General features: G+C 25.6%; 12 protein-coding genes and 2 tRNA genes. 12 read left to right on the top strand and 2 right to left on the bottom strand.

All coding sequences use genetic code 11. The annotated features are described in order from the left end of the window. The 3 genes from Q5F54_RS05775 to Q5F54_RS05765 form a co-directional block, all read left to right on the top strand. A partial coding sequence (locus Q5F54_RS05775) for an aminotransferase class I/II-fold pyridoxal phosphate-dependent enzyme (RefSeq protein WP_302334090.1) occupies positions 1–388 on the top strand: 388 nt, incomplete at its 5' end. Between the two features lie 49 nt (positions 389–437). Then, positions 438–647, top strand: coding sequence for a DUF896 domain-containing protein (locus tag Q5F54_RS05770; protein ID WP_071121292.1), 210 nt, complete (start codon positions 438–440; stop codon positions 645–647). A gap of 26 nt (positions 648–673) precedes the next feature. Next, positions 674–2,068, top strand: coding sequence for an aminopeptidase (locus tag Q5F54_RS05765; protein ID WP_281537262.1), 1,395 nt, complete (start codon positions 674–676; stop codon positions 2,066–2,068). A gap of 23 nt (positions 2,069–2,091) precedes the next feature. Here Q5F54_RS05765 and Q5F54_RS05760 read toward each other — a convergent pair whose 3' ends face one another. Then, positions 2,092–3,006, bottom strand: coding sequence for a selenium metabolism-associated LysR family transcriptional regulator (locus Q5F54_RS05760; protein ID WP_281537263.1), 915 nt, complete (start codon positions 3,004–3,006; stop codon positions 2,092–2,094). A gap of 200 nt (positions 3,007–3,206) precedes the next feature. On the opposite strand from Q5F54_RS05760, the gene Q5F54_RS05755 reads away from it, so the two are divergent. The 3 genes from Q5F54_RS05755 to Q5F54_RS05745 all read left to right on the top strand — a co-directional run bounded on the left by Q5F54_RS05755 (position 3,207) and on the right by Q5F54_RS05745 (position 5,275). Then, entirely contained in the window at positions 3,207–3,944 is a 738-nt protein-coding gene (locus Q5F54_RS05755; protein ID WP_071121289.1) for a hypothetical protein, read from the top strand. A 122-nt stretch (positions 3,945–4,066) separates the two neighbouring features. After that, on the top strand, positions 4,067–4,249 hold the full coding sequence (locus tag Q5F54_RS05750) for a hypothetical protein (RefSeq protein ID WP_071121288.1): 183 nt from the start codon (positions 4,067–4,069) through the stop codon (positions 4,247–4,249). A gap of 144 nt (positions 4,250–4,393) precedes the next feature. After that, the gene (locus tag Q5F54_RS05745) at positions 4,394–5,275 is read left to right on the top strand and encodes a metallophosphoesterase (RefSeq protein WP_071121287.1); all 882 of its coding nucleotides are present in this window, start codon (positions 4,394–4,396) and stop codon (positions 5,273–5,275) included. A 29-nt stretch (positions 5,276–5,304) separates the two neighbouring features. Here Q5F54_RS05745 and Q5F54_RS05740 read toward each other — a convergent pair. Next, positions 5,305–5,390 (bottom strand) — tRNA-Leu (locus Q5F54_RS05740). Between the two features lie 149 nt (positions 5,391–5,539). On the opposite strand from Q5F54_RS05740, the gene polA reads away from it, so the two are divergent. The 6 genes from polA (at position 5,540) to Q5F54_RS05710 (ending at position 11,606) form a co-directional block, all read left to right on the top strand. Beyond that, entirely contained in the window at positions 5,540–8,185 is a 2,646-nt protein-coding gene (gene polA, locus Q5F54_RS05735) for a DNA polymerase I (RefSeq protein ID WP_281538537.1), read from the top strand. A gap of 7 nt (positions 8,186–8,192) precedes the next feature. Further along, positions 8,193–8,795, top strand: a complete 603-nt coding sequence (gene coaE / locus Q5F54_RS05730) for a dephospho-CoA kinase (RefSeq protein WP_071121285.1) — start codon at positions 8,193–8,195, stop codon at positions 8,793–8,795. Continuing rightward, the gene (locus tag Q5F54_RS05725; RefSeq protein WP_281538536.1) at positions 8,788–9,339 is read left to right on the top strand and encodes a lytic transglycosylase domain-containing protein; all 552 of its coding nucleotides are present in this window, start codon (positions 8,788–8,790) and stop codon (positions 9,337–9,339) included. The genes coaE and Q5F54_RS05725 overlap by 8 nt, the downstream gene beginning before the upstream one ends. A gap of 4 nt (positions 9,340–9,343) precedes the next feature. After that, a complete protein-coding gene (locus Q5F54_RS05720) occupies positions 9,344–11,023 on the top strand; it encodes an ABC transporter substrate-binding protein (protein ID WP_281538535.1) in 1,680 nt (559 codons plus the stop codon). Between the two features lie 107 nt (positions 11,024–11,130). Further along, a tRNA-Leu gene (locus Q5F54_RS05715) sits at positions 11,131–11,217 on the top strand. A gap of 170 nt (positions 11,218–11,387) precedes the next feature. After that, positions 11,388–11,606 carry a heavy-metal-associated domain-containing protein gene (locus tag Q5F54_RS05710; RefSeq protein ID WP_281537627.1) on the top strand — a complete coding sequence of 73 codons (219 nt, stop codon included), beginning with the start codon at positions 11,388–11,390 and terminating at the stop codon, positions 11,604–11,606. The last annotated feature ends 194 nt before the right edge of the window (positions 11,607–11,800 follow it).

Genomic DNA, 11,800 nt, shown 5'->3' with positions numbered 1-11,800 from the left:
AAACTTTAGCTTAGAAAAATATTTAAAAAGTGTAGAGGAAGTATATACTAAAAAATATTTATTTGCAAAAGAATTAATAAGTAATAAGTTATGCAATAAGTTAAAAATGAAATCTTTAGACGGAGGAATGAATTTCTTTCTAGAATTACCAAGAGGATATTCTTCTCATGAATTTGCTAGATATATGTTAAATAAAGGTGTGGCTGTATTGCCAGGAACTTATTTTTTTGATAATTTGATAGATGACAGATTTTTTAGAATAAATATAGCCAACCCTAGTATACAAGAAATAGAAAAGGGAATATCTATAATAAGTGATAATATAGATGATTTCTTAGAAAAATACAAATATAAACTAAATGATAAAAGTAATATATTATTTTACTAAATAACAAAAGAAAGGAGAATACTCAAATTAGTTTGGGTATAATTAATACATGTTTGATCAAAAGAAACTAGACAGAATAAACGAATTAGCAAAGAAAAATAAAGCAGAAGGTTTAAGTGCTGAGGAATTAGCAGAAAGAGAAGTTTTAAGAAAAGAGTACTTAGCACATTTTAGATCTCATTTTAAATCAAGATTAGAGAACATTAAAGTAGTTTCTCCAGAGGAATATGAACAAGAAATGAAGAATAAAAAGAATTAAAAATAAAATCAGGAGGGGTAAATAATATGAGATTAAAGTACGAAGCAAAAAATGCTTGGGAATTTGAAAGAGAAAATAATAAACTAGATGATGTAATGAACTACTCAAAAGGATATATGCACTTTTTAGATGTTGGAAAAACAGAGAGAACATCAGCTAGAGAAATTGTAAGAATGGCTAAAGAAAATGGATATATATCAATAGATGAAGCTATGAACAATGGAAAGGTAAATCCAGGAGATAAAATTTATGCAGTTAATAAAGATAAAGCAGTTGCTTTATTTATAATGGGTAAAAATAAATTAGAAAATGGTATGAAAATAATAGGAGGACATATAGATTCTCCAAGAATAGATTTAAAACCACACCCACTATATCAAGAAGCAAATTTAGGATTTTTTAAGACACATTACTATGGTGGAATAAAAAAATATCAATGGTCTACAATACCACTTGCTATACATGGTTTAATAATATTAAACGATGGACAAAAAGTAGACATTTGTATTGGAGAAGATGAAAATGATCCAGTATTTTGTATAACTGATTTATTACCACACTTAGCACAGGATCAAATGCAAAAGAAGCTTGCAGATGGTATAACAGGAGAACAACTTAACCTACTAATTGGTAGTATACCATTAGAAGGTTCAGAAAAAGAGGCTATAGAGGAAAATATATTAAAAATACTAAATAGTAAATACGGAATTATAGAAGAAGATTTATTAAGTGCTGAAATAGAAATAGTACCAGCTGGAAAGGCTCGTGATTTAGGCCTTGATAGATCTATGGTATTAGCTTATGGACATGATGATAGAGTTTGTTCATATGGTGCAGTAAAAGCTTTAATAGATACTAAAGACCCTGAATATTGTGCTGTTGCTTTATGTGTAGATAAAGAAGAAGTTGGATCTCAAGGAAATACGGGAATGCATTCAAAGTTTTTTGAAAATACAGTAGCTGAACTTATAGAATTAGAAGGAAATTACTCTGAATTAAAAGTAAGAAGAGCTATGGCAAATTCGAAAGTATTATCTGCTGATGTTTCAGCAGGATATGATCCAAATTATTCTGAAGTATATGACAAAAGAAATTCTGCATATATGGGACATGGATTAGTTTTAAGTAAGTATACAGGTTCTAGAGGTAAAGGTGGTTGTAATGATGCTAATGCTGAATTTATGGCTGAAGTAAGAAGAATATTTAATCAAGGTAATGTAGTATGGCAAACTGCTGAACTTGGAAAAGTTGACCAAGGTGGTGGTGGAACAATAGCATATATATTAGCTAACTACGGTGCAGAGGTTATAGACTGTGGTATAGGAGTATTAAATATGCACTCACCTTATGAAATAGTTTCAAAGGTAGATATGTATGAAATGTATAAGGGATATAAAGCATTTTTTAATATAAATTTATAATATAAAAAGAGAAGTAGACTTTTTTAGTCTATTTCTCTTTTTATATCAAAATATTCACATAAGCTGCTTAAAAACTTATTTTCTAGAGGACTAAATGCCTTTTTCTTAGAATAAATAAAATAAAACTTTCTAGCAAAATTAATATTTTTTACTCTATAGAATTTTAATTTATTATTTTTTATATAGTCTTTAGCAGATTTGTATGATATAAAAGAAACACCAAGACCTATCTTAACCATCTCTTTTATGGTTTCATTAGATTCAACATAAGCAAGTATATTTAAATTATTAATATTAAAATTGTGTCCTTTTAGTATATTAAAAGTTAAATTTCTAGTTCCAGAACCTTCTTTTCTCATTATAAATTTAAGTTTATTTAGTTCATCTATATCTATATATCCATTATCATTATCTATATTTAAATCAATTGGAGCTATAAGAACTAATTCATCATTTATTAAATCAAAATATTTTATTTGAGGATTAGAAGTTTTTGAACCCACAAATCCAAAGCTTATTCTTCCATTTAAAATTTCAGATATAGCATATTGAGAGTCAAAATGACTTATACTAAACTTCACATCTGGATATTTACTAGAAAATGACTTAATAAAATCAGGAAGGATATAGGTTTCAGGTATTGAACTAGATGCAATATCGATCAAACCTTCTATTTTACCAGAATATTCTTTTATATCATATATAGCTTTTTTACAATTATTCAATATAGAAACTGCATTTTCTAAGAGTATTTCTCCGGACTTAGTTAATGTTATACATTTGTTATTTCTATTAAATAAAACTGCATCCAACTCTTTTTCTAAATTTTGTATATGAGCACTTACTGTAGGTTGTGTTAAAAATAGTTCTCGAGCAGCTTTTGAAAAACTTTTGTATTTAGCAACAGCTACAAAGGCTTCAAGTTGTTTAACATCCATTAGTAATACCTCCTTTAAATTATTTATATATATAATTAAATTTATAATTTCAGTTAATATTACATCTTATTACAAAAACATTACAAATAGTAAGTATGTATTTATAAGATTAAAAAAAATAGTATATAATCTATTATATAGTAATAAAATGAATTAAAGGTAAATTAAATTTTAAAATAATTAATAAGAAAGGGCAGATGATGAATATAAGAAAAGCATTAATGATTAGCTTTATTTCATTTGCTTTTTTAGTTACTGGATGTAGTAGTAAAGGTATAGATTCTGTACAACAAATAGCAGATGAAGCTACTTGTCAAAAAACTATGACTAAAGTACAAAATAATGTAAATGAAATAATTGGAAAAGATTATAAATATGTATTAGAGAATATGGGTCGTCCATACTGCACTACTTATTATATTGATATGGATAAAGTGAAAGATATAAGTAATATAGAAGAACTTAATAATATAGAAAATATTAGATTGATATATCCAAAAGAAACTAATGTGGACAAGTCAAAAAGTAGTGCTTTATATATACAACTTGATAATAATATAGTAAAGGATGTTCAAACTTATGAACTTTTATCTAAAGATGAAAAAGAAAATATTAAATCAAGTGTAGATATAGTGGTAGATAGATATAGCGAGAAAACTAATTTATTACCAGATAAATTTGAAAATATAAAATTAGATAAATATATAGGAGAAGATATAGAAATCTTTTTAAAAGACATAGAATATATCACAGCAAATTTTGAGATTTATGATAATAAAAGAGAAAAAAATATAAAAGTATATTTATTAAATAAAATAAATTCTTCAAATAATGAAATTATGTTAGTATATAACAATTCTAATAAGATAGAAAATATTAAGATAGTGGAAATAAGTGAAGGTTTAAATTTATTAAATGACTTTTCATTCTTTAAATAAATTTAAAATAATGTTTATAGTATTCTATTAATAGAAAATAATGTAATATTGAAAAAAGAATATGAATTAAAGCTTTGGATAAATTAATCTTAAGAAAGACTTAGAGGAGGATTAATTTTATCATGGATAATAATAAAAATAGACTTAAAGATAGACCTAAATCAAAAGCAGAGATGAGAAAAATGTACTTTGAACATGGTTCTGAGTTAGGAATAGAAAATGGTTTACACATAGGAGCTAAAGATAGTGGATCTAATAAAACAAAGACACAAAAGCTTTATCATAAAGTAAAAAAAGATGATTAATAGTAAAAAAAGAGATTATACTATTTCAAGTATAGTCTCTTTTTAATTATAATATTAATATACTTTAAGAAACTGATATAATTATAAATAATTAGTTTAAGATTTATATTAGTTAAATATAGTTCTTAAAAGGTAGGGAGTATAATGTTTAAAGAATTACTTATAAGTGGAGCTATTGTGCTACTTAGTGGATATAGATATTATATGCATAAATCAGAAGATATAGAGTGTGTAAGTTATGAAGTAAAAAGTAGAAAAATACCTAAAGTATTTGATAAATTTAAAATAGTTCAGATAAGTGATTTACACAATAGAAGTTTTGGAATAGACAATAGTATTTTATTAGAGAAAATAGATAAATTAAAGCCAGATATAGTATGTATAACTGGAGATTTGATTGATGGTGCAAATGAAGATTTTAGCATTGCACTAAAATTAATAGATGAGTTAAGTAGAAAATACCAAGTATATCATATAATTGGAAACCATGAACAAAAGGTAATGTTCAATAAATATAAAGAATTGTATAAGGAATATTTCAAACAACTAAATACCAAAAATATTATTAATTTAGAGAATGAAATGGTTAAAATAGAAAGAGATAGTAAATGTATAAACATATATGGTTTAGTGATTCCATATAAGTACTATCCATATCTATTTAATAGAAATTATAAAAATAAGAGCTTAGATTTTAATAAATATGATGTAGAAAAAAGATTAGGAAAAATAGATAATAGAGAATATAACATATTATTAGTACATACACCATTTTTCTTTGATGGATACTCAAAATGGGGGGCAGACTTAGTATTAGCAGGTCATGTACATGGAGGAATAATTAGGCTTCCAATTAAAGGAGGATTACTTTCTCCAAATAGAGAGTTCTTTCCTAAGTATGATTTAGGAGAGTATAATATGGGGAAATCTACTATGATATTAAGTAAGGGATTAGGTGGATCAAAAGTGTTACCTAGGGTGAACTGTAAACCAGAAATAGTTGAAATTACATTAAAAAGCAAATAAACACTATCTATAACAGATAGTGTTTATAGTGGTGCCGGATGTGGGACTCGAACCCACACTCTATAATTAGAAACGGATTTTGAGTCCGTCGCGTCTGCCATTCCACCAATCCGGCATATGCTATATAAATATTATAGCACTTTGATAAATTACTAGCAATATATATTAGTCTTAATATTCACAATATGTTATGGTAATATTAAATAATAGACATTGGTATATAATAGCTATAATTAAATTATATAAACAATAGGAGTGATAAATTTGAATAAAACATTAGTTATAATAGATGGAAATTCGATAATAAACAGGGCATTTTATGCTTTACCAGAAATGAGTAATAAAGAAGGATTAAAAACTAATGCTATATATGGCTTTACTAATATGCTTCTTAAAATAATAGATACATATAATCCTACACACATAAGTGTTGCTTTTGATAGAAAAGCTCCTACATTTAGGCATATAGAATTTAAGGAATATAAAGCAGGAAGAAAGAAAATGCCAGATGAATTAAGAGAGCAATTTGAACCGTTAAAAGATTTACTAGACAAATTTAATATACATAGGCTAGAAATTGATGGATATGAAGCTGATGATATAATAGGAACAGTTTCTAAAATAGCGGAGGATAATGGGTTTAAAGTATATATAGTTACAGGAGATAAAGATGCTATACAACTTGCATCTAATAAAACAACTACTTTAATAACTAAAAAGGGAGTTGGGAAAGTTGAAGAATATGATTATGATTCGGTTATTGAAAAATATGAAATGACGCCTACTCAATTTATAGATTTAAAAGGTCTTATGGGAGATAAATCAGATAATATACCTGGTGTTCCAGGAATAGGAGAAAAAACAGGTATAAAGCTTATAAAAGAGTTTTCTAGTATAGAAGGTATATTTGATAATATAGATAGTATAAAAGGAAGTACAAAGAAGAAGCTAGAAGAAAATAAAGAACTAGCAATAATGAGTAAAAAATTAGCAACTATTATAAGAGATGTTCCTGTAGAATTTAATTTAGAAGAACTGGAGTATGGAAATTATAATACAAAGGATATTTTAGATGTATTTAAATATTTAGGATTTACGAGCTTAATTCCAAGAATAGGAAGTTTAGATGAGAGCGAAGACATAGTTAATGAAGCTAATGTAGAAATATCCAAGTTAGAGGATATAGATGAATTTATAAATAAGGTAAAAGAAAATAATGAATTAATAATAAAGACAGTAACAAGAGAAGGTAACATATTAGATAAAAGGATAAAATATATATTTTTAAGTGTGGATGGTAAAAAAATATATTATGTAGAAGAAAATAGCATACATAAGTTAGAATACATATTTACAAGTAATGAAATAAAGAAATTAGGATATAATCTAAAAGATGATTACATAGCACTTAAACCATATGGTATAAAATTAGAAAATATATATTTTGATATAACTATTGCTGAGTATTTAATTGATTCAATGTCATCGACATCATATGAATGTAGTGCAATAGCAATGAAATATTTAACTAAAAAAGTAAAAACAAAGGAAGAATTATTAGGTAAAGGTGTAAAAGCTAAAAAATATCAAGATTTAAGCTTTGAAGAACTAAGTAGCCATATATCTCAGATAATTGACACTGTGAAAAGTGTTATGCCAATAATGGAAGAAAACTTAAAAGAAAGTAATATGGATGGACTACTATATCATGTAGAGATGCCTTTAGTTGAAGTATTAGCAGATATGGAGTATGAAGGAGTAAAAGTAGATAAGGAAAAACTAAATGAATTAGGTTCACAATTTAAAGAAATAATAAAAAAACTTGAAAGTGAAATATATGAAATATCAGGAGAAGAATTTAATATAAATTCTCCTAAACAATTAGGCGTAATATTATTTGAAAAACTAGGTCTACCAGTAATTAAAAAGACGAAGACTGGCTACTCAACTAATGCAGAAGTATTAGATAAATTAAAAGATCAAAGTCCAATAATTGATAAAATTATAGAGTATAGACAAATAGTAAAATTAAATTCGACTTATGTAGAAGGGTTATTATCTATAATAAATCCTATAGATGGAAGAATACATTCATCATTTAATCAAACGATAACTACAACAGGAAGAATTTCTTCAACAGAGCCTAATTTACAAAATATACCGGTTAAACTTGAAATGGGAAGAAATATAAGAAAAGTATTTATATCAGATAAAGGATGTAAGTTGGTAGATGCAGATTATTCTCAAGTTGAACTTAGAGTACTTGCTCATATGAGTCAAGATGAGACTATGATAGATGCATTTAAACATAATGAAGATATACATACAAAAACAGCATCTCAGGTATTTAATGTTAGTATGGATGAGGTAACTAGTAAACAAAGAAGCGATGCAAAGGCTGTAAACTTTGGAATAGTTTATGGTAAAAGTGACTTTGGATTATCGGAAGACTTAAATATACCAGTAAAGCAAGCAAAAGAGTATATAGAAAATTACTTTAATAAATATAATAAGATAAAGGAATTTATGGATAATATTATAGATGATGCTAGTAGTAATGGATATGTTACTACCATATTAAATAGAAGAAGATATATACCAGAGATAAAATCAAGCAATTTCATGTTAAGAAATGCAGGAAAAAGAGCAGCAATGAATGCACCTATACAAGGAAGTGCAGCTGATATAATAAAAATAGCTATGATAAATGTATATAAAAAATTAGAGGAAAATAATTTAAAATCTAAACTTATACTTCAAGTTCACGATGAACTTATAGTAGAGGCTGTAGATAGTGAAATAGATATAGTTAAAAAGATAGTTAAAGATGAGATGGAAAATGCAGTATGTTTAGATGTAAACTTAGATGTAGATTTAAACATAGGTGATTCTTGGTACGATACAAAGTAGGTGTTTTATGATTATATTAGGATTAACAGGAAGTATAGGATGTGGAAAAAGTAGCCTATCTAATATATTAAGAGATAACAATATAAATATAATAGATGCTGATATAATATCTAGAAAAATTTTTGAAGATGAAAAACTTTTAGCTTCAGTATTTGAACATTTTGGTGATAGTATAAAAAATGAAGATGGAAGTTTAAATAGAAAAGCTTTAGGCAATATCGTATTTAATGATGATAATAAACTTATAGAGTTAAATAACTTAACACATCCAAAAATTAAGGAAAAGATACTAAGTGAAATAGAAAAAGTTAAATTATTTAATAAAAATATAATAGTAATAGATGCAGCTTTATTAATAGAAGCTGGTTATTTAGAGATAGTTGATAAAGTGTTAGTTATAACTTGTAATGAGGATATTCAAATAAAAAGAATACAAAAAAGAGATAATTGCAGCAAAGAAGAAGCTTTAAGCAGGATAAGCTCTCAAATAAGTCAAGAAGATAAGGTAAAGTATGCAGATTATGTATTAGACAATTCTGGAGACTTAGAAGAACTTAAAGAGAAAACAAAAGAATTTTTATTATATATGAAGGAGAATTGGCGTGGCTAAGAAAAAAATATTTTTTGTTTTAGCTATTATTATAATACTATTTACTTCTTTACTTATAGAAAAGGATACGATTAATAAAATATTATATCCTAGAATGTATTCAGAATATGTTGAAATATATTCGAAGGAATTTGGTTTAGATGAAAATTTAGTATATAGTGTTATTAAAGTTGAAAGCAAGTTTAAAAAAGATGCTGTATCTCACAAAGGTGCCAAGGGACTTATGCAAATAAGTGATATAACAAGAGAATGGGCAAAAGAAGAAATGAATTTAGGAGATATAGATATATTTGATCCTAAGACTAATATAAAAATAGGTTGCTGGTATTTAAATAAATTATATAAAGAATTTGGGCGATTGGATTTAGTTATAGCAGCATATAATGGAGGTTCTGGTAATGTTAATAAATGGCTAAGTGATTATAGCTATAGTAAAGATGGAAAATCACTAGATTTGATACCGTTTGAAGAGACTTCAATGTATGTAAAAAAAGTAACTAAGAATTATAAAATGTACAACAAGTTATATAGCAAGGAAGGTTAAATCAATGAATAAGATAAAATTTATGACGATTATTCTAGTTATGGTAGCTAGCTTAGTTGGATGCAGCATGGAGGAAGAAAGTGGAGAAGTTCTAGAGAATAAACCTAGTGCAATAACTTCTAAAACTATAAATTTAACTATGATGCAACCTGAAACTATAAATCCGATAACTAATAAAAATAAGTCAGTCGGTTATATAATGAACTTAATATATGATAGTTTATTTACTATAGACGAAAATTATGATACAGTTCCTCAGTTAGTAGAAGAATATAAAATAGAAAATGATGGTATGAGTATAAATATTAAGCTAAAAGATATTAAATGGCATGATGGAACTACATTAACTTCTAGTGACGTAAAATTTACTGTAGATTTAATTAAGCAAAATATAGATAGTCCATATAATGCATTAGTTGAAAACATATCATCTATATTAATAATTAATGATAAAGAGTTTAATATAAATTTTAATGATAAATATGCTTTTTCTATAGATACATTGATATTTCCTATAGTATCAGAAAAACAACTAGAGAAGGATAAGAATATAAATAACTACAAAAATAATCTAGTAGGTAATGGTGCATATAAAATAAAAAATTATGAGGAAAGAAAAAACATATCATTAATTATTAATGATAGTTATTATGGTCAACTTCCATCAACAGCAAAAAATATAGAGGTTGAAATTGTCCCAGATGAAGAAGCGCAAGTATCTATGGTTATATCATTAGATAGTGATATAGCCAAAATTTCATTAGATGATTTAAGTAAATTCTATGAAAAAGAGTTTAAAACAACTACATATGAAAGTAGAGATTATGAATGCTTGCTTTTTAATTATAATAATGAATTTTTTAAAGATATAAACTTTAGGAAAGCTATAATAAGCTCGATTAATAAGGATAAGATACTTGAGGAAGGGTATATAAATAATGCTACTTTAGTAAACTTTCCACTTAATTCTAAGTCAAAATATTATGATAAAGATATAAAGACTTTAGAGTATAGTAAAGAAAAGGCTAAAAAATATTTATCAGAAGTAACTCTTGAGACAAATGAAAATATTAATAATATAGATAAGAATACAAAAAATAATAAAAATACAGTACAAGATCTTAATAAATCAAATTTAGAAACAAATAATAAAAAAGATAATATAACTGATAATGAAACAACTACAAAAGAGGATAAAGAGAAAGTAATAAAGGAGCAAATATCAAAATTAAATTTAAAAATAATAGTAAATAAAGATAATCCTGAAAGAAAAAAGTCAGCTTATATAATAAGTGATAATTTAAAAGATATAGGAATCAAAAATACAATTGAAGAGCTATCAATTGAAGATATGAATAAAGCTTTAAATGAGAAAAATTATGATTTAGCATTAGTTGGATGGGAATTATCTTTAGTGCCAGATGCAACTAATATACTTGAGAGTATAGGATATGAAGATGAGAAATTAACTAATTATATTAATTCGTTAAAAAATGCAACTACAGAATCTCAAATAAGAGATATATACAAATCAATTCAAAAATATGTAAATGAAAATGCATTATTTATGAATTTAGTTATTAGATATGATTATATAGTAACTAATAGAAGAATAGAAGGTAAAATAAGTCCTAATAGTTTTGATATATATGAAGGCATTACTAATTTAGATATAGCTAAATAAATATAAAGGCATCTAATAATTTTATTAGGTGCTTTTATATTAATATTATATTAAAAATGTTGACTAAGTATTATAAGTTAATTATTCTTATAGTATAAGTAAAATATGCGGAAATGGCGGAATCGGCAGACGCACTATCTTGAGGGGGTAGCGAGTATGTACTCGTGCGGGTTCAAGTCCCGCTTTCCGCACCAATGAAATAGAATTCACTAGAATTCTATTTTTTATTTTGCAACAATTAAAAATTTTATTGATAATATTTAAATTAGAAATAATACCTGTATTTTTAACTTTAATATATATATATATATAATAAATATTATGATACAATATACCTATATATGGTATAAGGAGGTATATTAATATGAAAAAGAAATTATTAATAGATGGCATGAGTTGTAACCACTGTGTTAATCACTTAAATACAGCTCTTACAGAAGATATAAAAGGAGTTGAAGTTATAGAAATTAGCTTAGAGAACAAATATGCAATAGTTGATATGAAGGATGATATAGATATAACTAAGTTGAAAGAAGTTATAGAAGAATTAGATTTTGAACTAAAAGATATAATAGAATTATAAAGATAAAGACATCCAAATTAATGGGTGTCTTTATTTTTATAAAAAAAGACTTCTATTGGGGGAAAATAGAAGTCTAATGGGGGAGATTGAGTATGTTTGATTTTACATTAATATTATGTCCAGGTTTGATTTCTATATACATAAAAAATGAAAAATATAAAAGGTAAGGTAAACTCAAATTGAATGTGCAAAGG

Origin of the sequence: uncultured Romboutsia sp., assembly GCF_958366745.1 — a bacterium.
GTDB lineage: Bacteria > Bacillota > Clostridia > Peptostreptococcales > Peptostreptococcaceae > Romboutsia > Romboutsia timonensis.
Note: the sequence above shows the minus strand (reverse complement) of the source record. Positions and strands in the feature narration are given on the sequence as shown.

Bases quoted from the DNA above. Each gene is read 5' to 3' on its own strand.
- Q5F54_RS05710 (WP_281537627.1), top strand. From the start codon at position 11,388: ATGAAAAAGAAATTATTAATAGATGGCATGAGTTGTAACCACTGTGTT.
- Q5F54_RS05765 (WP_281537262.1), top strand. From the start codon at position 674: ATGAGATTAAAGTACGAAGCAAAAAATGCTTGGGAATTTGAAAGAGAA.
- coaE (WP_071121285.1), top strand. From the start codon at position 8,193: ATGATTATATTAGGATTAACAGGAAGTATAGGATGTGGAAAAAGTAGC.
- Q5F54_RS05720 (WP_281538535.1), top strand. From the start codon at position 9,344: ATGAATAAGATAAAATTTATGACGATTATTCTAGTTATGGTAGCTAGC.
- Q5F54_RS05760 (WP_281537263.1), bottom strand. From the start codon at position 3,006: ATGGATGTTAAACAACTTGAAGCCTTTGTAGCTGTTGCTAAATACAAA.
- Q5F54_RS05750 (WP_071121288.1), top strand. From the start codon at position 4,067: ATGGATAATAATAAAAATAGACTTAAAGATAGACCTAAATCAAAAGCA.
- Q5F54_RS05770 (WP_071121292.1), top strand. From the start codon at position 438: ATGTTTGATCAAAAGAAACTAGACAGAATAAACGAATTAGCAAAGAAA.
- Q5F54_RS05745 (WP_071121287.1), top strand. From the start codon at position 4,394: ATGTTTAAAGAATTACTTATAAGTGGAGCTATTGTGCTACTTAGTGGA.
- Q5F54_RS05755 (WP_071121289.1), top strand. From the start codon at position 3,207: ATGAATATAAGAAAAGCATTAATGATTAGCTTTATTTCATTTGCTTTT.